Annotated in this window: 22 protein-coding genes; 15 read left to right on the top strand and 7 right to left on the bottom strand. The window is 66.7% G+C overall.

Features of this window, described 5'->3' with window-relative positions; all coding sequences use genetic code 11:
• Positions 1-161: 161 nt before the first annotated feature.
• From thiC to RM531_RS05445, 11 genes are all read left to right on the top strand, one after another.
• Positions 162-2,012 (top strand): phosphomethylpyrimidine synthase ThiC, encoded by a 1,851-nt coding sequence (gene thiC, locus RM531_RS05495; protein WP_349255402.1) that lies wholly within the window; start codon positions 162-164, stop codon positions 2,010-2,012.
• A gap of 241 nt (positions 2,013-2,253) precedes the next feature.
• Positions 2,254-3,201, top strand: a complete 948-nt coding sequence (locus RM531_RS05490) for a DMT family transporter (RefSeq protein ID WP_311657885.1) — start codon at positions 2,254-2,256, stop codon at positions 3,199-3,201.
• A 161-nt stretch (positions 3,202-3,362) separates the two neighbouring features.
• Positions 3,363-4,634: a DUF2254 domain-containing protein gene (locus tag RM531_RS05485; RefSeq protein WP_311657884.1), complete on the top strand. Its 1,272-nt coding sequence runs from the start codon at positions 3,363-3,365 to the stop codon at positions 4,632-4,634.
• A 109-nt stretch (positions 4,635-4,743) separates the two neighbouring features.
• The gene (locus tag RM531_RS05480) at positions 4,744-5,709 is read left to right on the top strand and encodes a zinc-binding metallopeptidase family protein (protein ID WP_311657883.1); all 966 of its coding nucleotides are present in this window, start codon (positions 4,744-4,746) and stop codon (positions 5,707-5,709) included.
• Positions 5,710-5,836: 127 nt separating this feature from the next.
• Positions 5,837-6,235 (top strand): DUF3015 family protein, encoded by a 399-nt coding sequence (locus RM531_RS05475; RefSeq protein ID WP_311657882.1) that lies wholly within the window; start codon positions 5,837-5,839, stop codon positions 6,233-6,235.
• 151 nt (positions 6,236-6,386) lie between these two features.
• Positions 6,387-7,559, top strand: a complete 1,173-nt coding sequence (locus tag RM531_RS05470; RefSeq protein ID WP_311657881.1) for a 5-(carboxyamino)imidazole ribonucleotide synthase — start codon at positions 6,387-6,389, stop codon at positions 7,557-7,559.
• Positions 7,556-8,062, top strand: a complete 507-nt coding sequence (purE, locus tag RM531_RS05465; RefSeq protein WP_311657880.1) for a 5-(carboxyamino)imidazole ribonucleotide mutase — start codon at positions 7,556-7,558, stop codon at positions 8,060-8,062. Before RM531_RS05470 ends, purE begins: the two co-directional genes overlap by 4 nt.
• A 61-nt stretch (positions 8,063-8,123) precedes the next feature.
• Complete coding sequence (locus RM531_RS05460; protein WP_311657879.1) at positions 8,124-8,462, top strand: hypothetical protein; 339 nt, start codon at positions 8,124-8,126, stop codon at positions 8,460-8,462.
• Positions 8,463-8,595: 133 nt separating this feature from the next.
• The gene (locus RM531_RS05455) at positions 8,596-10,044 is read left to right on the top strand and encodes a diguanylate cyclase (protein WP_311657877.1); all 1,449 of its coding nucleotides are present in this window, start codon (positions 8,596-8,598) and stop codon (positions 10,042-10,044) included.
• Positions 10,037-10,606: a DUF2946 family protein gene (locus RM531_RS05450; protein ID WP_311657876.1), complete on the top strand. Its 570-nt coding sequence runs from the start codon at positions 10,037-10,039 to the stop codon at positions 10,604-10,606. Before RM531_RS05455 ends, RM531_RS05450 begins: the two co-directional genes overlap by 8 nt.
• A gap of 340 nt (positions 10,607-10,946) precedes the next feature.
• Complete coding sequence (locus RM531_RS05445; RefSeq protein ID WP_311657875.1) at positions 10,947-14,738, top strand: beta strand repeat-containing protein; 3,792 nt, start codon at positions 10,947-10,949, stop codon at positions 14,736-14,738.
• A gap of 243 nt (positions 14,739-14,981) precedes the next feature.
• On the opposite strand, the gene RM531_RS05440 is transcribed toward RM531_RS05445, so the two are convergent.
• Genes RM531_RS05440 through RM531_RS05430 form a run of 3 tightly spaced genes read right to left on the bottom strand, consistent with a single transcriptional unit; the run spans position 14,982 to position 16,942 of the window.
• Entirely contained in the window at positions 14,982-15,260 is a 279-nt protein-coding gene (locus tag RM531_RS05440) for a DUF3634 family protein (RefSeq protein ID WP_311657874.1), read from the bottom strand.
• Positions 15,261-15,276: 16 nt separating this feature from the next.
• A complete protein-coding gene (locus RM531_RS05435) occupies positions 15,277-16,275 on the bottom strand; it encodes an extracellular catalytic domain type 1 short-chain-length polyhydroxyalkanoate depolymerase (protein WP_311657873.1) in 999 nt (332 codons plus the stop codon).
• A gap of 4 nt (positions 16,276-16,279) precedes the next feature.
• On the bottom strand, positions 16,280-16,942 hold the full coding sequence (locus tag RM531_RS05430; protein WP_311657872.1) for a glutathione S-transferase: 663 nt from the start codon (positions 16,940-16,942) through the stop codon (positions 16,280-16,282).
• Positions 16,943-17,028: 86 nt separating this feature from the next.
• On the opposite strand from RM531_RS05430, the gene RM531_RS05425 reads away from it, so the two are divergent.
• Complete coding sequence (locus RM531_RS05425) at positions 17,029-17,640, top strand: DUF938 domain-containing protein (protein ID WP_311657871.1); 612 nt, start codon at positions 17,029-17,031, stop codon at positions 17,638-17,640.
• A 752-nt stretch (positions 17,641-18,392) separates the two neighbouring features.
• Here the strand turns inward: RM531_RS05425 and RM531_RS05420 are convergent.
• The 3 genes from RM531_RS05420 to RM531_RS05410 form a co-directional block, all read right to left on the bottom strand.
• The gene (locus RM531_RS05420) at positions 18,393-18,899 is read right to left on the bottom strand and encodes an SRPBCC family protein (RefSeq protein ID WP_311657868.1); all 507 of its coding nucleotides are present in this window, start codon (positions 18,897-18,899) and stop codon (positions 18,393-18,395) included.
• 93 nt (positions 18,900-18,992) lie between these two features.
• Positions 18,993-20,429: an exodeoxyribonuclease I gene (gene sbcB / locus RM531_RS05415; RefSeq protein ID WP_311657866.1), complete on the bottom strand. Its 1,437-nt coding sequence runs from the start codon at positions 20,427-20,429 to the stop codon at positions 18,993-18,995.
• Positions 20,430-20,431: 2 nt separating this feature from the next.
• Positions 20,432-22,327 (bottom strand): ATP-binding cassette domain-containing protein, encoded by a 1,896-nt coding sequence (locus RM531_RS05410; RefSeq protein ID WP_311657865.1) that lies wholly within the window; start codon positions 22,325-22,327, stop codon positions 20,432-20,434.
• An 87-nt stretch (positions 22,328-22,414) separates the two neighbouring features.
• On the opposite strand from RM531_RS05410, the gene RM531_RS05405 reads away from it, so the two are divergent.
• A complete protein-coding gene (locus RM531_RS05405; protein ID WP_311657862.1) occupies positions 22,415-23,503 on the top strand; it encodes a hemolysin family protein in 1,089 nt (362 codons plus the stop codon).
• A 140-nt stretch (positions 23,504-23,643) separates the two neighbouring features.
• Here the strand turns inward: RM531_RS05405 and RM531_RS05400 are convergent, their stop codons facing one another.
• Positions 23,644-24,927: a DEAD/DEAH box helicase gene (locus RM531_RS05400; protein ID WP_311657859.1), complete on the bottom strand. Its 1,284-nt coding sequence runs from the start codon at positions 24,925-24,927 to the stop codon at positions 23,644-23,646.
• 224 nt (positions 24,928-25,151) lie between these two features.
• On the opposite strand from RM531_RS05400, the gene moaB reads away from it, so the two are divergent.
• Positions 25,152-25,667: a molybdenum cofactor biosynthesis protein B gene (gene moaB / locus RM531_RS05395; RefSeq protein ID WP_311657856.1), complete on the top strand. Its 516-nt coding sequence runs from the start codon at positions 25,152-25,154 to the stop codon at positions 25,665-25,667.
• Positions 25,668-25,785: 118 nt separating this feature from the next.
• A complete protein-coding gene (locus tag RM531_RS05390; RefSeq protein WP_311657853.1) occupies positions 25,786-25,974 on the top strand; it encodes a type II toxin-antitoxin system HicA family toxin in 189 nt (62 codons plus the stop codon).
• The last annotated feature ends 4 nt before the right edge of the window (positions 25,975-25,978 follow it).

The following is a 25,978-nucleotide window of genomic DNA, read 5'->3' as shown; positions in this document are numbered from 1 at the left end:
CGTAGCCGCGGTGAGTGCCCGGCATCGGTGCCATACCCCGATGCCGTGAACAGCCCGCCCCGCCGGTGCAGCGGCGCAGTCGCGCATGTTCTAATAAAGCCATTCACGCCACTGGTCGACCGCTCATGAGTGCTCCCGCTTCCCGCATTTCCCAGGACCTGATGGACCGAACCGGCAGCCTGACCACCGAGGTCACGCAGCCGCTGCCCGGGTCGCAACGCGTTCACGTGGCGGGTTCCCGGCCGGACATCCGGGTGCCCATGCGCCAGGTCGCCCAGGCCGACACCCCGGCCACCTTCGGCATCGAGAAGAACCCGGCGATCACGGTTTACGACACCAGCGGGCCGTACACCGACCCGGACGTCGAGATCGACCTCACCGCCGGCCTCAAGCCGCTGCGCGCCGACTGGATCGCCGAGCGGGGCGACACCGAGCGCCTGGCCGATTTTTCCTCCGAATACGGGCGCCAGCGCCACGCCGACAACGCCCTGGACCACCTGCGCTTCCCGTCGCCGCCCAGGCCGCTGCGGGCGAAGGCCGGCGCCAACGTCAGCCAGATGCACTACGCCCGGCAGGGCCTTATCACGCCGGAGATGGAGTTCGTGGCGATCCGGGAAAACGCCCGCATCGACGAAATCCGCGACTCGCGCCTGCTGCGTCGGCACCCGGGCCAGGGCTTCGGCGCCAACCTGCCGGAGACCGTCACGCCGGAATTCGTGCGCGACGAGATCGCCGCCGGCCGCGCCATCATTCCCAATAACATCAACCACCCCGAATCCGAGCCGATGATCATCGGCCGCAATTTTCGGGTGAAGATCAACGCCAACATGGGCACCTCGGCGGTTTCCAGTTCCATCGCCGAGGAAGTGGAGAAGATGGTCTGGTCGGCCCGCTGGGGCGGCGACACCATCATGGACCTGTCCACCGGCAAACACATCCACGAAACCCGCGAGTGGATCATCCGCAACTCGCCGGTGCCGGTGGGCACGGTGCCCATCTACCAGGCGCTGGAAAAGGTCGATGGCAAGGCGGAAGCCCTCACCTGGGAGCTGTTCCGCGACACCCTGATCGAGCAGGCCGAGCAGGGGGTGGACTACTTCACCATCCACGCCGGCGTGCGGCTGCCGTTCGTGCCCATGACCGCCAAGCGCATCACCGGCATCGTCTCCCGCGGCGGCTCGATCATGGCCAAGTGGTGCCTGGCCCACCATCGCGAGTCCTTCCTGTACGAGCACTTCGAGGACATCTGCGACATCATGGCCGCCTACGACGTGGCCTTCTCGCTGGGCGACGGTCTGCGTCCGGGCTCGATTGCGGATGCCAACGACGAGGCCCAGATGGCCGAGTTGAAAACGCTCGGCGAACTCACCGAAATCGCCTGGAAACATGACTGCCAGGTGATGATCGAGGGTCCCGGCCACGTGCCCATGCAACTGATCAAGGAAAACATGGACGCCGAGCTGGACGCCTGCAACGAGGCGCCGTTCTATACCCTCGGCCCGCTTACCACCGATATCGCCCCGGGCTACGACCACATCACGTCGGCCATCGGCGCCGCCCAGATCGGCTGGTACGGCACCGCCATGCTCTGCTACGTCACCCCCAAGGAGCACCTGGGCCTGCCCAATCGGGATGACGTGCGCGAGGGCATCATTACCTACAAGATTGCCGCCCACGCCGCGGATCTCGCCAAGGGTCACCCCGGCGCCCAGATTCGTGACAACGCGCTGTCAAAGGCCCGTTTCGAGTTCCGCTGGGAAGACCAGTTCAACCTGGCCCTGGACCCGGACCGCGCCCGCGGCTACCACGACGAGACCCTGCCCAAGGACAGTGCCAAGGTCGCCCACTTCTGCAGCATGTGCGGTCCCAAGTTCTGCTCCATGCGTATCTCCCAGGAAGTCCGCGAATTCGCCGCCGAGCGCGGCATCGAAACGCCCGAGGATGCGCTGGAAGCCGGTCTGACCGAAAAGGCCGAGGAATTCGTCGAAACCGGCGGCGAAATCTATCGCTGAGCGGCCGCGAGGCCACGCTTATTTAACGAATCGAGTGGTTGCGGTGAGGCGGTAAATGGGTTGCCAGCCTTTGCCGCCCTCGAACAAGCTGATCCTGCGGCCCCCAATCGAGATCGAGGCGCAACAGATTGTCATCGTCCTGGCGGTCCGTCGTTGCTGAGATCACAACAACTATCAGGCTGGCTATCGACAACAAAGCCCGGGTCGTGATCCGGCGTCAGTAAACGGCAGGATTTGCTCAATGGGATCGCAGCCGGCACCGCCGCTGAATTCGACACAACCCGATCGAACAACTGGCCTCAGCACCGCCTTCGTGGCCCTGGCGGCGCTGTGCTGGGGAATATCCGGCGGCATCGGCGGCATCCTGATGGCGGATGGCTGGAGTGCGTTCGTGGTGGCTTCCTACCGGGGCGCGATCGGGCTGCTATTCGTGCTGGGCTGGCTGGCGTTGCGGCCGCGGGGCAGTGGCCTGACCAGTGGCCGGTTGTGGTTCTGGTCGGTGGTTGCCGGCCTGGGCGTGGCGGGCAACTTTTCGTTCTATTTCGTGAGTATCGGGGAGGGCAGCGTCGCGGTGGCGGCGACGCTGATGTATTGCGCGCCCGTATTCGTCTACCTGGTGTCGTTCGCGCTCAAGCTGGAGCAGGCTACGCCCCTGAAGTGGGCGGCAATCGCGATGGTGATGGTCGGGATCGTCCTGCTCACGGGTATTTACGACATCGGGGCGGGCGGCATCACACCCGTCGGCGTGGGCGCCGGGCTGCTGGCCGGATTGTCTTACGCGTTGTTCATTTTCGGCTTCAAGTACGCAGCGCCGCACGGCAGCCCGCAGGCGATTCTGGTCATTGCCTTCGCGGCGCTGTGCATCATTCTGATCGGTTTCGCGGATACCGGTCAGGTGGTCGCGGTGCTGAGCACGCCGGACTGGCCGCTGTTTGTCGTGCTGGGGGTGCTTGGCGCCGGGCTGTCGTTCATCCTTTACATAATCGGGTTGAACCACACGGCGCCGGCGGTGGCTTCGATCGTGGCGATGGTGGAGCCGGTCACCGCGTCGCTGTTCGGCGTGGTGGTGCTGGCGGAAAACCTGGTGGGCATGCAGATCGCGGGCATGGTCCTGATTCTGGTCACGGTGACAGCGCTGAGCGTATATTCGAGCAGGCGACAAGCGGCCGACGACCGGCACGTTCGCTGACCGTCGCTCGGGGTTCATCGGCGGTGTTGCCGGCGGCTGGCATCGCTCGAGGAAGCCGTGATCTCGCGTCACGGGTGGATGTGATTCGATCAACCATTCGCTTCGTCTACGCGTCCGGCGGGTCGACAGGCCGGAGTATTCCGCGTGCAAGGGAAATCGAGATGAACGCCATGGTTTCAGTGGACCGCGTCAGGTTTCTGGTCAACCGCTTTCGCGAGCGGCTCTGGGTGAGGCCGCTGACCGTCTGTCTGCTGTCCATCGGCGCGGCGTTCGTCGCAAAACTCTTCGACAGCACTGCGCTGGGCGCCTATGTGCCGGCAATCACGTCGGATTCGATCGAAGCGCTGCTGTCCATCATGGCCGCCAGCATGCTGGTGATTGCGACGTTCTCGGTCGCCTCGATGGTGTCGGCCTATGCCGCGGCAAGCAACACGGCAACGCCCCGGTCATTCAGCCTGGTGGTTGCCGACGATGCATCCCAGAACGCCCTGTCGGCATTTGTTGGCGCCTTCATCTTCTCGGTGGTGGCACTCACGGCGGCCAAGAACGACTATTTCGAAACGGCGGGGCTGTTCATCCTTTTTGCGCTGACGGTGCTGGTGTTCGCCGTGGTCATTCTCACCTTCGTGCGCTGGGTGGACGGCATTGCCCGGCTCGGGCGGCTGGGCTCCACCATGGACAAGGTGGAAAAGGCGGCCGGCAATGCCCTGATACGGCGGCGCGATGCCCCCACGATGAATGCGCGTGTCGCCCGGGCCCGGCCGGAGGGGGCCACCGTATTCGCGACGACAATCGGTTACGTGCAGTACGTCGATATTGCAGCTCTTCAGACCTGGGCGGAAGCGGTCGAGGCGCGGGTGGTCGTTGCGGCGCTGCCGGGTACGTTCGTCACGCCGGACCGGCCGCTAGCCTACGTCTGCGACGCCGACCGCGACGGGCGCGCAGACCGGTCCGGTCAGGTGGCCGATGCGTTCCAGGTGGGTGACGCCCGTCGTTTCGAGGACGATCCCAGATTCGGTCTGGTGGTGCTGTCGGAGATTGCCGGGCGGGCTCTGTCACCGGCGGTCAATGATCCCGGCACGGCAATCGATGTGGTGGGTCGGCTGGTGCGGCTGTTTCATCAATGGTGTGAGCCCGCCGCGGCCCGCGATGCGGATTCGCCGATGTACGAGCGCGTGGAAGTGCCCCGGTTATCGGTCCGCGAGATGTTCGATGATGCCTTCACCGCGATTGCCCGTGACGGAGCCGGGCAGGTAGAAGTGTCGGTGCGATTGCAGAAGGCGCTGCGGTCCCTGGCGTCGATCGGCGATGCGTCCGTGCGCGACGCGGCCCGCCACCACCGGGCACTGGCGCTGGCGCGTGCAGGGTCTGCGCTGGATCAGCCGGAGGATCTGGCGGCGGTTCGCGACGCGGCCGGGGACAACGCCAAGTGAACCGCTGCGCCATCGCCACCGCGTGCGCCGGCGAACCGTGACTTGCACAGCGACTCGCGCTTTCCGCCACACTGTGCGTCCCTCCACGATGCAGTAGGGCTTCTCCCCCATGCGCGTTTTCGCCAACCCCGTCGGTGCCGGTTCCCTCTGGTTCGATAATCTGACCACCGCGCAGGGCACGCCGGTGGCCTACGATCCGCAGGCGCGGGCCTTTCTGGCCACGCCGCCTTTCTGCGTGAACCGCGAGGTGATCGGCTGCAACTGGATCGCGCCGGAACAGGGGGCGTTCTGCCGGTCCTGCGCGATGACCGCGCTGGCGCCCGATCCCTCGATTGCCGATGCCATTCCCAACTGGGCGCTGACCGAGGCCGCCAAGCGCTGGGCGCTGGATAACCTGGGCCGCTGGCACTGGTTCCGGCCGGAGGACCCCGGCACGCGGCCGGTGTTTCACATGCTGGCCGAGGGGGCGACGCCGGTGCCGATGGGACATGCGCAGGGCGTGGTCACGATCAGCGTGAACGAGGCGGATCCGGTGCTGCGCACCACCCGCCGCCAGGCGCTGCACGAACCCTATCGCACGATGATCGGCCACATGCGCCACGAGATCGCGCACATGCTCTGGTGGCGACTGAGTCTGCGGGAGGATTTTCTCGCCGCCTTCCGCGCCATGTTCGGCGACGAGCGCGACGACTATCCGGCCGCGTTGCAGCGGCACTATCAGAACGGCCCGCCCGCGGACTGGGACCGCCGCTTCCTGACCACCTACGCCTCGGCCCATCCGCACGAGGACTGGGCCGAGACCACCGCCCACCTGCTGCATCTGACTGACATCACCGACAGCTTCGTCGCCGCCGGCCTGACCGCCGCCGACCTGCCGAGCCCGCGCTGGGATCCCTATGCCGAGCCGGATGCCGAGCGCCTGATCCGGGTGGCGGCATCGCTGACCGTGGCAGTCAACCATGTCAATCGCGCCATGGGCTTGTCGGACCTGTACCCATTCGTGCTGTCGGACGCCGCCCGCCGCAAGCTGGCTTTCGTGCACGACTGGCTGCGCCGGGGCGCGCAGGGGCTGTAATGCGGACACCCGCAGTTCGGTGCGACGGGACATGCCATCGGCGCGGTTTTGCGGCAAACTGCATGCATGGGTATGGCGATGGCGCCGGGGACCTGCCTCTCAAGTTTCGACCATGAAGGACGCTGCCATGAACTCGAACTGCAAACGTCGCCGGTCATTCGGTATGCCCGCGCTGCCGCTGGCCCTGGGCGCCGCAATCGGCCTCGGTGCCTGTGTGAACGACGGACGTGATCTGGCCACCAGCGCCAGCACCGCCGGTACCACCGCATATCTCATTCACGAAGACCGCGAGGACGACGACTTTGCCCGGGCTCGCGACTTCGCCGACAAGCGCTCTGTGGCCCTGCGCCGCGACGTGGCCGCGGGCGAGGGCGAGCACCTGGATGCGTTCGCCACTCTGATGGGCGCGTCCGATACCGATGCCTTCGGCCGCTGGCTGCAGGGCAATTACGCCAGCCTTTACGGATCCGCCGTCGCCGAGGGCGACCTGGTCACGCGGGTGGTGGCGCTGCGCGGCAGCCGCTGACCGGCGGACCGCCTCGTCAGGCGGCATCGGCAGCGGGCATGCCCCCTGTTGCCGATGCCGCCGAAAACCCGGACCCGGTGCATCCGGATTTCGGCAAATACGCCCGGAATCGGCTATTATGGCCGGCTTTTCCCGGCGATTTTCCTGCGACATGAGCCATGACCTGTCCGATCGGGCGCTGCCGTTTCCGCTGGCCCGTATCGGCATAATCGGCGGCGGCCAGCTCGGCCGCATGATGGTGCGAAAGGCTACACAACTGGGCTTTTCCGCCATCGTGCTCGACCCCACCCCGAATTCGCCGGCCGGCCAGGTCGCGGGTCATCAGATCGTGGGCGATTTCTTCGACCCGGCCAAGCTGCGCGAGCTGGCCGAGCTGTCGAACGTCACTACCTTCGATATCGAGTCCATCGACTCGAAGGCGCTGGAAGCTCTGGTGGCCGATGGTTTCAGCATCCTCCCGTCCCCGCAGTTGCTGGCCAGCATCCAGAACAAGCTGACCCAGAAGCAGATGCTGGCCGACAAGGGCATCGCCACCGGCCGCTTCGTCGGGCTGGATCAGCCCACCCCGGCGGCCCTGGCCGAGTTCGGCTATCCGCTGGTGCAGAAGGCCCAGCGCGGCGGCTACGATGGCCGCGGCGTCGAGATTTTCCACGACGATGGCGATCCCGACCGCATCCTGCCGGTGCCGAGTCTGCTGGAAGAGTACGTCGACTGCGACAAGGAGCTGGCGGTGATGGTCGCGCGGGGACTGGACGGGGTCACCCGCGCCTATCCCGTGGTCGAAATGGTGTTCGACCCGGCGGCCAATATCCTGGATCAGCTGGTGGCCCCGGCCCGCATCGACGAGGCGCAGACGCAGGCAGCCCGCGCCCTGGCCGTCGAGACGATCGAGGCCATTGATGGCGTCGGCGTGTTCGGGGTCGAGCTGTTTCTGGCGAAGGATGGCCGGCTGCTGGTCAACGAGATCGCCCCGCGCACGCACAATTCCGGGCACTACACCATCGAGGCCTGCGTCACCGATCAGTTCGAGCAGCAGATTCGCGCCATCACCGGCCTGCCGCTGGGCTCCACCGAACAGATTCAACCGGCGGTGATGATCAACCTGCTGGGCGAACCGGGGTACAGTGGTCGCACCATCGTGGAGGGCCTGGATGAAGCGCTGGCGGTCGAGGGCGCGGCGGTGCATATCTACGGCAAGGCCGAGTCACAGCCGGGCCGGAAGATGGGCCATGTCACCGTGGTGGATCACAGCATCGAGGCCGCCGGCGCCAAGGCGCAGCGGATACGTCAGGTCCTGAGGATTCGGGGAGAGCACCCGCTATGACAGCAGCGCGACAGCCGTTGGTCGGGATCATCATGGGCAGCGACTCCGATCTGCCGGTGATGCAGAAGGCCGCCGACATGCTCGACGAACTGGCGGTGCCGTACGAGCTGACGATCGTATCGGCCCACCGCACGCCGCAGCGCCTGTACGACTATGCCGCCGGCGCCGAGGAACGCGGCCTGCGTGTGATCATCGCCGGGGCCGGCGGGGCGGCGCATCTGCCGGGCATGGCGGCGGCCCTGACACCGCTGCCGGTGATTGGCGTGCCGGTGAATGTCACCGCGCTCAGCGGCCAGGATTCGCTGCTGTCCATCGTGCAGATGCCGGCCGGCATTCCCGTGGCCACGGTCGCCATCGACAATGCCACCAATGCCGGCCTGCTGGCCGCGCAGATTCTCGGCACCGGCGACGATGCCCTGCGCGATCGCGTCAGGGCCTATCGCAAGACGCTGGAAGACAGGGTGCTGACCAAGGCGAAGGACCTGACCCGCCAGGGCGGCTGAAAGGCCGGACACGGCCAGCGGCGGTTTCCGCCCGGCGCCGGTTCTGTGGCAGATTGGTGGCATGGACTGGCGCCTCACACTCACCAGCCTCGCGCTGGCACTTGCCCCGGGCCTGTCGGGTGCGGCCGGCGAACCGGAAGACCCGCGGGACTTCATCGAGTTCGGGCACAAGTACGCCTCCGACTGCACCCGCCATCGCGCTGAAATGCGGCTGGTGGAAAACACCCACGAGACCCGCACCATCGAAGTGGTCCTGTGGCGCTATCTGGGCGACACCCGCAGCCAGGGCCGCAGCGTCAAGCAACTGGCGCCCGGCGCTGACCCCGAGCCGCTGGGTTGCACCGCCGCCAACGGCCTGGAGCGGCGCTGGGAAATCGAACGGATCGAGTTCGTGCCGTAAAGTGTGACGGGAACGGGTTGGCGGAACCTCGATGATTCCGGGTGCGCGGCATGATTCGCCGCGGGATCGGTTGGTACGCGAGTACCTCGGCAATGGCGTAACCCTGTATCAGGGCTGTTAGGCAGGATTGAGTGTGCTGACACCAGAAAACAGCCGGCAACGGTCACTGATTCGCGCCCTGGTCACAACGGTAGGCGTATTTCTGCTGGCATTGGTTGTGTTCCAGAGCCTGGTGCTGCTGCAGGCCCGGGAAAAGCAGCACGCCGAACGCCAGCGTGTCCTGGAAAAGGTGACCACGTTACGCAGCCGGCTGGATACGGAACTCAGCGCCACGCTCTATCTCGCCAACGGCCTCGTTGCTTTTATCCAGAGTGTCGACGATCCGACGCCGGACCAGTACCGCCGTGCGCTGAAAGCGCTGTTTGACGCCGACTCCCGCGTCCGGAATATCGGCCTGGCGCCGGATAATCGGCTCGCCCATGTGTACCCGCTTGAAGGCAACGAAAACGCCATCGGGCTGCGGTTCAAGGATATCCCCGAGCAGTGGCCGAGCGTGCAGCGTGCCATGCAGAGTCGCAATTCAGTGGTGGTGGGGCCGGTCGACCTGGTTCAGGGTGGACGAGGCATCATCAATCGCACACCGGTCTTCCTGAGCAACGGGGACTACTGGGGTCTGATTTCCATCGTGGTGGATATTGATCGCCTGTTCGACTACGTCGGTATAAGCGCCCGCATCGAGGGCACCCGCTACTGGCTTCTCGGGGATGCCGGCGACGACGGTGCGCCAGCCCGCATGCTCGGACAGGGTGAGATACCGCCCGATGCGATCCCGATGTCGATCAATCTGCCGGGCGCCACGTGGGAGCTGCTGGCCGCGCCGCAGCGGGGCTGGTATCCCCGGCCGGGCGATGTATGGCCATGGCAGGCGGGTGGGGCAGTACTCGCCCTGCTGATCGCCTCGGTGGTCTGGCTTCTGATCCGGGCCAGCCAGCGCAATATCCGGATGGCCGCCGGCATGCGGCGGCTCAACGACGAGCTGGTGATGAAGAACGCCGAACTCACGCAGCTCTCGCGTCACGACGGCCTGACCGGGCTTGCCAATCGCCGGCACTTCGACGATGCCTATGCGGCTGCCTGGGCGCGCGCCCGCCGGCAGGGGCATGCCATCTTCGTGCTTATCATCGACTTCGATCACTTCAAATCCATCAATGATCGCTACGGCCATGTTGCCGGCGATTCGTGCCTGATCGCCGGGGCCGCGGCCATTCGGCGAGCCGTGGGGCGGATGGAGGACCTGGTCGCGCGGTCCGGGGGCGAAGAATTCGCGGTGGTACTCGAGAACCTCGATGCCTCGGCTGTCAGCGTCGTTGCCGAGCGGATCCGTGCCGGCATCGAAGCCACCGAGATCGAGGCATTCGGCACCGACGAGCCGGTTGCCCTGACCGCCAGTATCGGCGTCGCCGGCACCGTGCCCGATGAGTCCATCAGCGCCACGGATCTCTACCGCGAGGCCGATGCGGCGCTTTACCGGGCCAAGCGGGACGGGCGTAACCGCGTCCGCTGGGCGGAACGCCGTGGATGAAAGCGTCCGGCGCGCAATGGCGCGCCTGCCCGACGTGCCGGACCTCTACGGCTGGCTGCACCTGGACCGGCGCGGCCGCTGGTACGTCGACGGCGAACGCATCACCCACCCCCGCATCCTTGCCTTCATCGAACGCAACTACGCCGCCGACGACCGCGGCTGCTGGTATTTCCAGAACGGGCCGCAGCGCGGCTACGTCAGCCTCGAATACACGCCGCTGATCCTGCGGGTGGACAGCGACGGGCAACTGATGACCCATACCGGCCAGCCGGTGTCAGCAATGTCGCGGATCTGCCTGGACGAGCAGGGCAGCCTGGTGGCGGACACGCCGCTCGGTGCCGGCGTGATCGACGACCATGATCTGGAATGGGCCCTGGCCCGGCTGCACCGGGATGGTGCCCCCGCCAATAACCAGGCAATCGCGGCTGCCCTGGCGCAACCGGATGGTGCGACGACGCCGCTGCGTTTCGAGTTTGCCGGAAGTTCCCTGCCCGTGGAGCGGCTGGACGGCGACCGGTTGGCGGCGGCACTGGGCTTCGTCTGCGTCCCCGCCCCGGGGTAGCGATGGTGCCTCAGCCGGCCCGGCAGGGCGCATTCATGCGCGCGGAGCGCCCGGCCGGGAATCGGGAAAGTATCCCCAGATAATTGGGAAGCTGCGCCCACAGGGCGTTTCCGCCCATATCCCCCTCACACCGACGTCGCCCGTGTTTGACAGCAAAAGATTCACGCTGAGACAGTGCGGGAGTAGTCGCTGCATGACCGGGGCAATTCGCTTTCGAGTGGCGTCTACGCGGAACTTCAGGGCCGGTGCCGATACCGGGCCGGCTAGAGGCGCACGGACTCTTTCCGAACGCGGAAGAGACTCGCCTACCGACGAGGCGCAGTAAAGGAGGAAAACCATAGTGACTTCTACAACACGACTATCAGCCATGCTCACGGCGCTGTCACTCAGCGCCGTGTCCATGTCGGTCGCGGCAACGGACTACGTTGTCGATACCACCGACGATGTGATCGACGCCGAGGACGGCCAGATCAGCTTGCGCGAGGCCATCACGGCATCTAGTAACAATGGGGTCAGCGGCGACGCGCCCGCGGGTGAAGCGGATGGCGACACCATCACGTTTGCCGAGACTCTGGACGGTGAAACGATCACCCTGGTAGATAACCTTCCCGCGATCTCTGATGATCTGGCTATCACCGGCTTGGGCGCCATGGGTGACCCGGCCGGCACCACCATCAGCGGCGCCGGCGAGTACCGCATTTTTAGCGTAGATTCCGGGGCCGAAGAACCGGTTTCCCTGAGCGGCCTCGTACTGGCTGACGGGTCCGCTGTATCGGGCAGTGCGCTTCAGATTGCAGCGATGTCGAGCGTAACGCTCTCCGACAGCCTCGTGACCGGCAATACCGGCACGGGCATGGATGCGGCTAACGGCGGCGCGTTGGATAACGCCGGTTCGCTGACGGTGATGAACACCGATTTCAGCATGAATACGGCCACCGCCGGCAGCGGTAGCGGCGGCGCCATTATTCACAGTGGCAGCAACCTCGACGTGACTGGCGGCAACTTCACCGACAACATGGCCAACCGCGCCGGCGGTGCCATCGAGATTGTCGCGGCTGAGGGTCAGGCGGAGTCGATATTCTCCGGCGTGACGTTCAGTGGCAATGACGCCCTGGGCGACGGCGTTCCCGGCAACGGTGGCGCCATCCACATCACCGGCATGTCGGACATCGACATCACCAACAGCAACTTCACCGATAACACCGCCGTCGAAGGCGGCGCGCTGTGGAACAACAGCGGCATGATGAGCGTTGCCGACAGCCAGTTCACTGGCAACACGGCCACCGGCGGCGATGCTACCCAGGGCGGCGGCGCCATCTTCAGCAACACCGCCGAGGGCAGCGTAGTGATCACCGGCGAGACGGTGATGACCGGCAACGTCGCGGGTGTTTTGACCGAAGAGGGCACCGCCGCAGAGGGAAGCATTGCTTCCGGCGGCGCCATTTTCATGAATGAAGGCACCACGCTCACGGCCACCGATACCGTCATCAGCGGTAACACCGCCAACCGTGCCGGCGGCGGCATCGAGCTGCGCGCCGGTTCCATGGCCACGCTGACCAATGTGACGCTCGGCGGTATGGAAATGGCCGACGGCAACATCGCCAACACCACCGGCGGCGGCAACGGCGGCAACGGCGGCGGCCTGCACATCACCAGCAACGGTAATGTCGACCTCAACGACTCGATGGTGCGCAACAACGTCGCGGCTACCGAAGGCGGCGGCCTGTGGAACGACACCGGCGAGATGACGCTGACCGGCACCACCGTGACCAACAACGCGGCCAACGGTAATGAAGCAACTAACGGCGGCGGCGGCATCTTCAACAACGCTGGCGACGGCTTGGTCACCGTCAACGGCGGCTCGATCAGCAACAACAGTGCGCTGGGCGAGTCCGGCTCCGGCGGTGGCATCTTCAACAACGGCGGCACCGTGATCGTGCAGCCCATTGAGGAAGGCCCCAGCGCGACCATTGCCAGCAACGCGGCCAACCGCGCCGGTGGCGGCATCGAGGCCCTGGGCGGCACCACGACGCTGACCAATGTCGACCTCAACAACAACACGGCGGGTGCCGAGACCGAGACGCCAATCGAGGGCCTCGTGGCCAACCCGGGCAACGGCGGTGGTCTGCACGTAACCGGCGAAGGCGAGGTAACCGTCACCGGCGGCAGCGTGAGCAGCAACCTCGCGGCGAGCGAGGGCGGTGGCCTCTGGAACTCCGCCGACGGCATGATGACCGTCGAGGACGGCACCAACGTCACGAACAATGACGCCCGCGGTGCGAATGCGGACAACGGCGGCGGCGGCCTGTTCAATGACGGCGGCACCTTCAACGTCATGAACGCGACCGTCAGCAACAACGTGGCGTCCGGTGTAAGCGGTTCCGGCGGCGGCATGCTGAACGTCGGTGACGGAAGCACCGTGGTGACGATCGAGGGCACGACCCTGCAGCAGAACATGGCCAGCCGTGCCGGTGGTGCCTTCGAGGACGTGTCCTCCGATGGTGCAACGGACGTGACGTTCATCCAGTCCACCATGGACCGCAATACCACGGGTCTGGTCGTGGACGGCGAACTCATGGGCAACCCCGGCAACGGCGGTGGCCTGCACATCACTGGCGGTGACAGCACCGTCACCGTCGACCAGTCCACCGTCTCCCGCAACCAGGCGGCGAATCAGGGCGGTGGCCTTTGGGTGTTTAGCGAATCCACGCTAAACCTGCAAAACAGCACGGTCGCCATGAACGAAGCCGCTGGCAACGGCGGCGGCGTTTATCTGCAGCCGAATGCGAACCTGCAGGACCGCAATAGCACTACTGCCGACAACATGGCCATGATGGGCGGCGGTGTATTCGTGTCGGAAGGCGCGATGCTTGACGCGCGCAATACCATCATCAGCCGCAACATGTCGGCCGAGGGCAACGCGGGCGATGTCGAGGGCGCCTTTGGTCCAACGCAGAACAGCATCATCTCCGATTCGTCCGAGGCACTCCCCGCCGATAATGGCAATCTGGTCGACCTGGCCATGCTGGCCGACATGCTCAACCACAACGGCGGTCCCACGGAAACCCTGGCGCTGTTGATGGGCAGTCCGGCAATCGATGGCGGCCTCGCTTGCGGCGGGCCGGCGGTCCAAAATGTCGATCAGCGAGGTGTCGTTCGTCCGATCGACGGTAACGACGATGGTCAGGCGGTCTGTGACATCGGGGCGTTCGAATTCGCGCCCGCTCAGGCCACCCAGATCATGCCCAACGGTGAGTCCGTCAACGGCACGCCCACCCCGGCCGAGTCGGGCGATATGGGGGTCGAGGCACTGGCCTTCACCATCACCAACGACTCGGAAGAGGACATCACCCTGGACGGCTTCTCCGGCGACTTGCGCGGCAGCGGCAACTTCGAGACCGATATTGCCGAGGCCACGGTGATTCTCGACGAGAATGCCAACGGTCTGGTCGATAACGGTGAGCTGGAGATTCCAGCTGACGTTGAGCTTAACGATGCCGGCAACAGCTTCCAGGTCACTTTCCCGGCTGGCCGTGGGCCGCTCGGACCGGATGACAGCGAGAGCTATATCCTTGTGATCGACTTCTCCGATAACCTCGCGGCACTGATGATGCCGGTAGTCACCGCCGGCGGTGGCGCTGCGGCGCTGCTGGGCCTGATCGGGCTCGGTCAGTTCCGTCGCCGCAAGGTCGCGGCGGTTCTGGCAGCCGGCATGCTGGTGTTCTCGCTGTCGGCCTGCGACGGCGATGACGGCGCCCAGGGTCCGCAGGGGCCGGAAGGTCCGGAGGGTCCGCAGGGTCCGGAAGGCCCTGAAGGTCCCGAGGGTCCGGCAGGCCCCGAGGGTCCGGCAGGTCCGCAGGGTCCGGAAGGTCCGGTCGGACCGGAAGGCCCGCAGGGCCCGCCCGGCGAAGATGGTGAAGACGGCGAGCAAGGCCCGCCCGGTGAAGACGGCGAGGACGGAGAAGACGGCGAACAAGGCCCGCCCGGACCGCCCGGAGAAGACGGCACCCAGGTGGAGACCTACCAGTTCCGTCTTGGCGACGTGCAGGGCACTGGACCAGACTTCAGCATGATCCTGCCCAATGGCGCCAACGATGTGGTTGGTCCGGTCCTGATCGTCACCGACGATTAAGGCCCGTCAGTCAATCCGCGGGTAGGCGGCGGGATTATCCTGCTGCCGCTCCCGCGGACCTGGCTATATTCAAGCCCCCGGCGCAATGCCGGGGGCTTTTCTGTTTGTGGCGCGTGATTCTGACCAAGCGCGGATTCGATCGCCCATCACTCGGTTACGTGGCGGAGCGCAATTCATTGCGCTGAACGGTGACCCGGCATGGCCGCAACCCGCCCGGTCGGATGAATCCGACCCGACGATCGGCTACCCGCTGGCTCGCATGCCCCCGCCGGAGCCGGGGCCCGTGGGCGGGGTCCATACGTTGCGGATGGCCTGTCGCCCGCGCTCCGGAAAATCGTCGGAGAAGCGCAGCCGCGCATGACGCCCGGCACCCTTGCAGTCGATGGTCCCGCGGTCGATGCCGTGCAGGGCGGCGATGTCCTGGACGGCGTTGAGGAAGCGCGCCGGTGGCTTGCCGACGGTGACATGCACGCCCGTGGCATCGAGGCGCAGGCGGTAGGTCAGGCGGAATCGGTCGAACATGCGCGGCAGGCTCGGGTCAGTCGGTGGCTTGGTCGGTAGTGCGGCGCCGGTCCCGAAAGAATGCCCAGATTTCGGCATTGGCGTCGATCACCTCGGTGGCGGGGCCCAGGATGCGTGTCAGCGCGGGCGCGGCGCCGGGCCAGACGTGGCCCGCGCCGGTCAGCCGCCACAACTGGACGGTGGCGCCGGCGGGGCAGTCCGCGTAGGTCAGCCGCACCGCCCGGTGCTCGGTGTCGGGGCCGTGCCAGGTCCGTTCCTCGTCGGTTGCCGACCGCGCCGGTCGACAGCCATTTCGCTCGGCCCAGGCGGTAAGCGAGGCCGTGACGGGGGCATGATGCACGCGCGTTCGCGTCAGCGGAAAGGGCGGCCCCAGCCCGCCATCGTAGAGCGCTCGCGGATCGTCCCGGCTGTGGAGGTGCAGGATCGGCACCGGGTTGCTGTTGGTCGTCGTCGGGGCGACGATGCCGGCGACCGGCGCCACCGCCGCCAGGCGATCGCCCAGCGATTCCGCCAGCCGGTAGGTCATCATCGCGCCGTTGGACAGACCGGTGGCGTAGATGCGTGCCGGGTCGGCCGGCAGGATGTCGATCAGCCGGTCGATCAGCGCGGCGGTAAAGCCCACGTCGTCCACGTTTTCCCGGGCCGCGTAGCCGCAGCAGTCGCCCGCGTTCCAGGTGTGCAAACGTCCGAGGATGCCGCCGGTGCCATCGGGATAGACGGTGACGAAACCCTCGCGCGCCCCCAGTTCATGCAGCCGGCTGTAATCCTGCTGGTTGGCGGCATGGCCGCCCCCGCCGTGGAAATTCAGCACCACCGGCCACGGCGGTTCCCCAGCGCCGTCGGGCACATGCACCAGCGCCTGCCGCTGCCGGCCCTCGTGCTCGAGTTCGATCGTGTGGGTGCCGGGTTCCAGCGCCGATGCCGACGCGGCGGCAATCCCCAGCGCCAGTATCAGCCACCGCCATCCGGCGCCGGGGCGAGTCGCGAGTTGCGGCGTCCCTGCCGACGGCGCCATGGGGCTAGAACATCAGAGCGTAGGGTCCGCCGCGTTCCAGGGCGCGCTGGTAGGCGGGCCGGGCATGAATGCGCTTCAGGAAGGCCGCCAGATTCGGATAGTCATCCAGGTTGGCACGGGCCTGGGCGGCCTCGAGCGGGAAGCTGAGCATGATGTCGGCGGCACTCAGGTCGGAACCGGCGAACCAGTCGCGGCCGGTGAGCTCGCCTTCCAGATACGCCAGATTCTCGGCAATGCGGGGATCGAGAAACTGCTGTCCCACGCCGTAGGCCAGCAGTCCGCCGAACGGGCGCAGCGGCAGCGGGACCGGCTTCGAACCCAGCTTGGAGAAGATCAGTTTCATCACCAGCAGTGGCATCAGCGTGCCCTCGGCGTAATGCAGCCAGTAGGTGTAGCGCAGCCGCTCCTCGTCGCCATTCGGCACCAGCAGGCCGCCTGCGCGGCTGGTCAGGTACTCGATGATGGCGCCGGTTTCGGCCACCGTCCGCTCGCCATCCACGATCACCGGCGACCGGCCCAGCGGATGCACCTGTTTGAGTTCGGGCGGCGCCAGCATGGTCTTGCGGTCGCGCTCGTGCCGGACGACCTCGTAGGTCAGTTCCAGCTCCTCGAGCAGCCAGAGCACCCGCTGGGAGCGCGAATTTTCCAGATGGTGAACGGTGATCATGGGTATGGCCGGTGGATCGGAATTCAGGGCGCAAGGATATCGGCGGGCCGCGGGCAATGCGAGCCGCGGCCGTGGGACAATGCCGCATGCCCGTCGAAGACAAGCCATTCGCCCCGGCCTGCGAGCGCAATCGCGACCCGATTCTGGCAGTGCTGCAGCGCTATCTGGGCGACTGCCGCCGCGTGCTGGAGATCGGCAGCGGCACCGGCCAGCATGCGGTGCATTTCGGCGCCGCCATGCCGCACCTCGTCTGGCAGACCAGCGATGTCGCCGATAATCACCCCGGCATCCGCGCATGGCTGGACGAGGCGGGCCTGTCCAACGTCCGGGAACCGCTGGCGCTGGACGTCACCGGCGACTGGCCGGCAGACGATTTCGACGCCGTATTCACGGCCAATACCCTCCACATCATGGACTGGTCGGCGGTCCGGGCGTTCTTCGAGGGCGTGGACCGCGTCCTGGCGCCCGGCGGCTGGCTGATCGTCTATGGCCCGTTCCATTACCAGGGCCGGCCCACCGGCGAGGGCAATGCGCGTTTTGATGCCTCGCTGCGGACGCAGCCCGGCGGCATGGGGATTCGCGATATGGCGGCTGTGGGTCCGCTGGCCGCGGGAGCCGGCCTGCGTCTGGTGGAGGACGTGGCCATGCCGGCGGATAATCGGTGTCTGGTCTGGTGTCGGGATGAGGGTGTTGGTTGAGTTGTTGAGGCTATTGCGGGGCGCCGAACGTCGCAAGAACGTCATTGCGAGGCCCCGTCAGGGGCCGCGGCAATCTCGAGCTGTCCTGGTAACTCAGCGTTTCCAGCGCTTCAGGAATGAAGAGAATTTCGCCCTGAAGGGCGAGTTCCTTTTCTTGCGCGCCCAAGAAAAGCAACAAAAAGAAGGGCGCCCGGACCGCTTGTCCCCCGGTCAGCGCGGCGGCGCTGACCGGGGGATTCCCGCCCGACCACCGGGGCATGAAGCGGGCCGTGCCGACAGGACGTCGTGTCCTGAACGGCACTAAACGGGCCGTCCATGGCCCGTTTGCCCGATGCCCCGGCGGTCGGGCGGCAAGCGCTAACGGGAGGGAAGAAGCGACCCCACCCGGATGTGGCACCTCTTGATTCCCGTCGGGACGAGCTGAGCACTGCAGGGCGGCGAGGTTTCCGGCCCGAAGGGGCGCGCCCAGGACGGGCGCGCGGTTTTCGTCGGGTCAGGGATGACCCGTCGAAAGACCTCCTCGCCGACCGAAGCGCACAGGGCATCCTGCCTCGAACTCCGTTCGAGGCAGGACTCGCCCGCCGGAAGCGTTTCTTTGGTAACTTTCTTGTCGCACAAGAAAGTTACCCGGCCCGCGTCAGCGGGACGGAATGCTCTAATCTTGTTTTCGACGAATCTCGAAAGACTGATGTTCTCATCATCAATAAGAAAGCCCGCCGAAGCGGGCTTAGTCGTCACGACTGAGGGACAGCCTATTCGGCAAACATGCCCTTCAGATTATCCAGCCCCGCCTTGTAGACCCCGTTGATGGTCTCGGTGGCGGTAGCGTCATCCGCACCGGCGGCGTTGAACGTACCGCTCCAGCTCACGTTGCTGCTGTTGTCGCCGGCCGGCATCACGGTGATGGTGGACCGGTAGTCGGCCACGGGCAGCACGCCGTCGACGATGGTGTAGGTGTAGCTCATGCCGTCGGCGTCATAGGCCTGCAGTTCCTCGGTGACGGTGCCGCCGTCGCCACCCAGTGTTAGCAGCCGCTGGGCGCCGGGTTCGTTGTTGGTGCCGGTGGTGATTTCCGTGCTCGCCACGGCCGGATGCCAGCCGTCGAGATCACCGAAGTCACCGATGGTTTCCCAGACATCGGCGGCGGATGCGTTGACGGTGGCGGACTGGCTGGCGCTGAGGCTGCTGTCGCCGGCGCTGCAGGCGCCGAGCATCAGGGTGCCGGCGGCGGCGAAAAGAATGGCAATACTGCGGGACATGTGAGGTCTCCTCCCTTTGCGTTATGAGTGCGGTCGCCGGTTATCCGTATCTTGCATGCAGGCGACCGCCGAGCAGTGTCGCAAATGCCGGACTCAAAAGCGACGCAGTTGATCACCCCAGGCCTTGAGGTCCAGCAGGATCTGCAGTTTGGCGGCATCGCCGTCGATGTGATCGGGCAGTTGCGCCAGCAGTTCGTCATAGTCGTCCAGGGTGAGGCCGCCGTCCGGGGCGTGGCTCAGGCGCCGTTCCCGCCAGTTTTGCCATTCCTCGCGATCCCCGGCATCCAGGGTGTCGGGGAAGTAGCGGGCGCGGTAGCGGAACAGCAGCTCGCGCAGGCGTGGGTCCTCGAACGCGGGCGGGTCGGTGGCCAGTTCAGCGCCGTCGGCACGGCGTACCCGTTCGCAGGCGGCACGGTCGGCATCCGGCACGAAGCCGCCGTACAGGTCCTGCTCCGGGTCGCGCCGGTCGTCGAACTCGCCCTGGGCGAACACCGCCTGCACCTTGGCGCTGACGGTGTCGATGTCCGCCATCAGCGCATCGCGGTGGCGGCGCAGGGTGTCGCCGTCCAGCTGCAGCCGCTCGGCTTCGGCGGGGCTGAGCATGCTCGCCGGGGCCAGCACCGGGCATTTGTTGATGTGGATGCCTTTTAGCGGGATGCGCGCCACGCCCTCCGGCAGATCGGCGGCGGGCGTGAACAGCCGTTCGTGGATATCCTCGGGCGGCAGGGCCAGCAGGTCGGCGGGGTCGTGGCGCAGATCGAACGCGATCACCGCATTGCGATTTACCGGATGCGCCACGATCGGCATCACCAGGCTGAGGCAGCCCAGTTCGGCCGGGAATTTCTCGGAGACGTGCAACACCGGCCGGTGGTTGTCCACGTCCAGCAGCGCCCGGGCGGACGCCTTGTCGCGGTTGGCCTGGACGAACTCGTACAGCCGCGGCTGGCGCTCGCGGATCAACCGGGCCAGGCCGATGGTGGCGTGCACGTCGGACAGGGCGTCATGGGCCCGGGCCTGTTCCAGGTGGTTGGCGGCGGCCAGATGTTCCAGCTTGAAGCTGGGCGCGCCGTCCTCGCGGGTCGGCCACTCGATGCCGTCGGGGCGCAGGGCGTAGGTCAGGCGCACCATGTCGATGATGTCCCAGCGCGAGCAGCCGTCCGCCCATTCCCGCCGGTAGGGGTCGAAGAAGTTGCGCCACAGGGCGTGACGGGTGACCTCGTCGTCGAAGCGCAGACTGTTGTAGCCGACGCCGCAGGTGCCGGGCCGCGACAGCTCCGCGTGGATGGCGGCAATGAACTCGGGTTCGGGCAGGCCCTCGCGTTCGGCTGTCTGCGGGGTGATGCCGGTGATCAGGCAGGCCGCGGGCTCGGGCAGGCGGTCGGTCGGCGGCTGGCAGTAGCGCACCAGCGGATCGCCGATGACGTTGAAGTCCGCGTCGGTGCGGATGCCGGCAAACTGCGACGGCCAGTCGAAGCGCGGGTTGGCCCCGAAGGTTTCGTAGTCGTGCCAGTAGTAGGTGGTGGCGGCCACGCTCAGGCTTCTTCCAGTTCGCTGGCGCAGTCCAGCCAGCGCTGCTCGATATCGTCGCGGCTCTTGCGCAGCCGGCCCTGCTCGGTGGTCAGGCGGGCCGCCCGCTCGCGGTTTTCCGGGGCGTACAGGTCGGGGTCGGCCAGCTGCGTTTCCAGTTCGTCGAGCTTCACGGTCACGCGATCGAGTTCGCGTTCCAGCTTCTTGAGTTCATTGCGCAGTGGCTTTTCCCGATTGCGCTGGTCGGCCGCGGCCTGGCGGGCTTCGCGGCTGCTGGATCGGGCCGGCTCCGGTTCGGCCGGCGCCGGAGTGTTGCCGCCCTCGGCGTTGGCCTGCTGGGCCCGCAGCCAGCGGGCGTAGTCGTCCAGATCGCCGTCAAACGGCTCGCAGCGGCCGTCGGCCACCCGCCATAGCTGATCGCAGGTGGCGTCGATCAGATGCCGGTCATGGGCCACCAGCACCACGGCCCCGGCGAAATCCTGCAGCGCGCGTTCCAGGGCCTGGCGCATGTCCAGGTCCAGGTGGTTGGTGGGCTCGTCCAGAAGCAGCAGATTGGGCTCGGTATAGACCACCATGGCCAGGGCCAGCCGCGCCTTTTCGCCGCCCGAAAACGGCGCCACCGGGGCCAGGGCCTTGTCGCCGTGAAAGTCGAAGCCGCCCAGGAAGTTGCGCAGTTTCTGTTCGGTGGCCGCCGGGTCCATCCGCTGCAGATGGGTTAGCGCGCTGGCCTGGTGATCGAGCTGCTCCAGCTGGTGCTGGGCGAAATAGCCGATGTTGAGATAGCGATCGCGCCCCACCGGTTCGGCCAGCGACGGCTGCTCGCCCGCCAGCAGCCGCATCACGGTGGACTTGCCGGCCCCGTTGCGCCCCAGCAGGGCCAGCCGGTCGCCGGGGGCGATGGTCAGCTTCATGCCGGCCACCACCGGCGTGTTGTCGTAGCCGGCGGCGGCGCCGTCCAGCCGCAGCAGCCAGGTGGGCAGGCGCTTGGGCTCGGCAAACGCGAACGTGAACGGGCTGTCCCAGTGGGCCGGGGCCACCGTTTCCATGCGCTCGAGCTGCTTGAGCCGGCTCTGGGCCTGCCTGGCCTTGGTCGCCTTGTAACGGAAGCGGTCGACGAACGCCTGCAGGTGGGCCCGGCGTTTGGCCTGGTTTTCGTACTGCGCCTGCTGCTGTTCCAGCTTCTCCGCCCGGCGGACCTCGAAGGCCGAGTAGTTGCCGGTGTAGAGCACGCCCCGTTTGCCTTCCAGGTGCAGGATCTGCCCGGCCACCGCGTCGAGAAAATCGCGGTCGTGGGAAATCACCAGCAGGGTGCCGGGATAGCGGGCCAGGAACTCCTGCAGCCACAGCACCGCGTCCAGATCGAGATGGTTGGTGGGCTCGTCCAGCAGCATCAGGTCCGATCGGCACATCAGCGCCTGGGCCAGGTTCAACCGCATGCGCCAGCCGCCGGAGAAGCTGTTGATCGGCCGATCAAACGTATCCGGCGCGAAACCCAGGCCGTGCAGCAGCCGCGCGGCCCGGGCTCGCCCGGCATAGCCGCCGATGGTGTTCAGCCGCTCGTGGATGTCGGCCTGCCGGGTGACGTTCTGGTCGGCCTCGGCCCGGGCGAGGTTTGCCTCGAGTTCGCGCAGCTCGGTATCGCCATCAATGACGTATTCGATGGCGGCGCGGGTGCCGGCCGGGTTTTCCTGGCTGACCGTGGCCACCGTCAGGCCGGCCGGCATCTGCACCTCGCCGCGGTCGGCCCCGAGCTGGCCCAGCAGCAGCGCGAACAGGCTGGACTTGCCGGTGCCATTGCGCCCGACCACACCCACGCGCTGGCGGGCGTGCACCGTCAGGCTGAGGTCCTCGAGCAGGATGTCGCGTCCGCGACGCAGGGTGACGTTATTGAGATTGATCATTGCGCGGGATTTTACGCGACAAGCGCCCGTGGTTCCGGCTAGGCTGGTCGCCCCGCGCATCCTTCCCGACGGAGCCGTTCCCCGCTCATGACGCTGCTGTTGATCTATCTCGCCCTGGCCATCGGGGTGTCGTTCCTCTGTTCGGTGCTGGAAGCCGTGCTGCTGTCGGTCAGCCCGTCCTATATCTCCATGCTGGAACAGCGGGGCACCGCCGGCGGCGCGCGGCTGAAGAAACTCAAGGACGACGTCGACCGGCCGCTGGCGGCGCTGCTCAGCCTGAATACCATCGCCCACACCGTGGGTGCCGCCGGGGTCGGGGCCCAGGCCCAGGCGGTGTTCGGCAACGCCTACGTATCGATTACCTCGGCGGTTCTGACGCTGCTGATCCTGGTGTTTTCCGAGATCATCCCCAAGACGCTGGGGGCCAGCTACTGGCGCCGGCTGGCCCCGCCGGCCGGGTGGCTGCTGCAATGGATGATCTGGTTGCTGTACCCGCTGGTGCTGATGTCGATGGTGATCACCCGCATGCTGGCCCGCGACGATGAGGAAGCCACGGTCAGCCGCGAGGAATTCCGCGCCATGACCGAACTGGGGGCGGAAGAGGGCATCTTCCGCGACGAGGAATCCCGCATCTTCCGCAACCTGTTCCGGTTCGGCTCGCTACAGACCCGCGACGTGCTCACCCCGCGGGTCGTGACCATGGCGCTGCCCGAATCCCTGACCGCGGCCGAAGCGTTCGAGCGGCTGACCCAGCGACGGTTCTCGAGGCTGCCGGTCTACGCCGACGAGCCCGAAGACATCACCGGCTTCGTGCTGCTCAATGACATCCTGATGGCGGTGGCCCGCGACGAGCACGACACCCGCCTGCGGGAACTGCGGCGCGACGTGCTCACCGTGCCGGAAACGCTGTCCCTGCACGGGCTGTTCCGGCGGCTGCTGGAGCGCCGCGAACACCTGGCCGTGGTGGTGGATGAATACGGCGGCATCCAGGGCGTGGTCACCATGGAAGACGTGGTGGAGACCCTGCTGGGCCTCGAGATCATGGACGAGGGCGACCGCATCGAGGACATGCGGGTCGCCGCCCGGCGCCGCTGGCTGCAGCGCGCCCGCCGCATGGGGCTGGTGGAGCCGGATGCCGATATCGACGATCTGCCGGGGAATCAGTCCCGGGAGTGACGTCGCCGCGGGCTCCCCTGCGTTTGCCGATCAGGGACTCGGAAAAAGAAAGGGCACCACGATGTGGCGCCCTTTTCTGTTTCCCTCACCCTGCCCCTCTCCCGCTTGCGGGAGAGGGGATGGTGTCGACGAGCCGGGGGCTAGTTCGACCCCTGACGCCGCGCACCACGCCCGCGGTTACCGCCGCGCTTGCGGCGGGGCGGGGCGCCGGGGCGGCCGGGGTTGTTGCCCGGTCGGCGGTTGCCCTGCGACTGGCGGGGGTCGACTTCATCCTCGCGCTGGGGCACCTGGGCCTGCAGGTCGAAACCCTCGATGGTCATCACCGGAATCTCGCGCTTGAGCAGGCGCTGGATGTCGCGTAGATAGGTCTTTTCCTCGCCGTCCACCAGCGCCAGGGCTTCGCCCTCGCTGCCGGCGCGGCCGGTGCGGCCGATGCGGTGGATGTAGTCCTCCGGCACGTTGGGCAGTTCGAAGTTGATCACGTGGGGCAGGGCGTCGATGTCGATGCCGCGGGCGGCGATATCGGTGGCCACCAGCACCCGCACCGAGCCGGACTTGAAGCCGTCCAGCGCCTTGGTGCGTGCACCCTGGCTCTTGTTGCCGTGCAGGGCGGCGGCGCTCAGGCCGTCGTTCTCCAGCTGCTTGCACAGGCGGTTGGCGCCGTGCTTGGTGCGGGTGAACACCAGCACCTGGCGCCAGTTGTTGGAGCCGATCAGCCACGACAGCAGCGCCCGCTTGCGCGACTTGGGCACGAACACCACCTTCTGATCCACCAGCTCGGCGGGGGCGTTGCGCGGGGCGACGTCGATCTCTTCCGGGTTGTTCAGCAGCGTGCGGGCCAGCTTGCGGATATCGCCCGAGAAGGTGGCCGAGAACAGCAGGTTCTGGCGCTTGGGCGGCAGGCGCTCGATCACCCGGCGGATGTCGTGGATGAAGCCCATGTCCAGCATGCGGTCGGCTTCGTCGAGCACCAGCATTTCCAGGGCGGACAGATCGACGTTGCCCTGACGGACGTGGTCGAGCAGCCGGCCGGGGGTGGCGACGATGATGTCCAGCCCGCGCCGGAAGGCGTCCACCTGCGGGCCGAAGCCCACGCCGCCGAAGATCACGGCGGTGCGCACCGGCAGATCACGGCCGTAGGTGCGCACGCTGTCGGCCACCTGGGCGGCCAGTTCGCGGGTCGGGGTGAGTACCAGCACGCGCGGCTTGCGGCCACGCTTGTCCCCGACGTCGCCCAGCTTTTGCAGGATCGGCAGGGTGAAGGCGGCGGTCTTGCCGGTGCCGGTCTGGGCGGCGGCCAGCACGTCGCGGCCGGCCAGCACGGCGGGAATGCCGCGGGCCTGGATCGGGGTCGGGGTGGTGTAGCCGCTGTTGGCAACGGCAGTCTGCAGGGTCTGATTCAGACCCAGTTCGGAAAACGACATTGAGTTGGAACTCCGGATGGGCCTGCAAACGCGCTTGCGCGCGGCGTCCGGCTCAGACCGCTATAGGGAATAGTGCGCGTGGGTTCACGCGGCGGGATGGCTGAAGCATCGGCCGGGGGCGCCTGGCGGCGCCGCGGGAAGCTTCCGGCGCCGAACCGGCGGACGCCACAACCTGCCCGACGGAGTATATGCTCATCCGTGACCAATCACCAGCGATAACCGCCGTGACCGAAATCCGCTTCCAGCCGCTGTCCATTGCCGTGCTCACGGTGTCCGATAGCCGCGACGACAGCACCGACAAGTCCGGCCACCTGCTGGTGGAACGTCTGCAGGCAGCCGGCCACGAGCTGGCCGAGAAGGCCATCTGTCCGGATGACATCCACGAAATCCGCGCCCGGGTGGCCCGCTGGATCGCCGATGACCGGCCGCAGGTCGTGATCACCACCGGCGGCACCGGCCTGACCGGCCGCGACGGCACCCCGGAAGCGATCACGCCGCTGCTGGACAAGCTCATCCCCGGCTTCGGGGAAATGTTCCGGGTGCTGTCGTACGACGACATCGGCACCTCGACGCTGCAGTCACGGGCGATGGCCGGCGTGGCCAACGGCACCTACGTGTTCTGTCTGCCGGGGTCGTCCGGCGCCTGCCGCGACGCCTGGGACAAGCTGATCGAGAAGCAGCTTGATAGCCGCACGCGACCCTGCAATCTGGCGGAGCTGATGCCGCGGCTGGAGGAGTAGGGCGGCATTCATGCCGCCGGTGTGCCCGGAGGGCTGGCGCCATGAATGGCGCCCTACGCTCCGTGCAGAGTCACTGCCTATTTCCGCGTCGTACTGCTAATTCGGAATTGTTGAATTCATGAAGGTCAAGGAACTGATCAGGCTCGTCGAGGCGGATGGCTGGGAGCAGGTGCGCATGAGAGGCAGCCATCGCCAGTTCAAGCATCCGCGTAAAGCGGGAACGGTCACGATCGCCGGAAAACCGGGCGTTGACGTACCTTCGGGGACGGCGAACAATGTTCTGAAGCAAGCCGGTCTGAAGCAGTAGGTTG

The sequence above is a fragment of the Spectribacter acetivorans genome (assembly GCF_031846305.1).
GTDB lineage: Bacteria > Pseudomonadota > Gammaproteobacteria > Nevskiales > Salinisphaeraceae > Spectribacter > Spectribacter acetivorans.
This window is presented reverse-complemented; position numbering and strand designations above follow the sequence as displayed.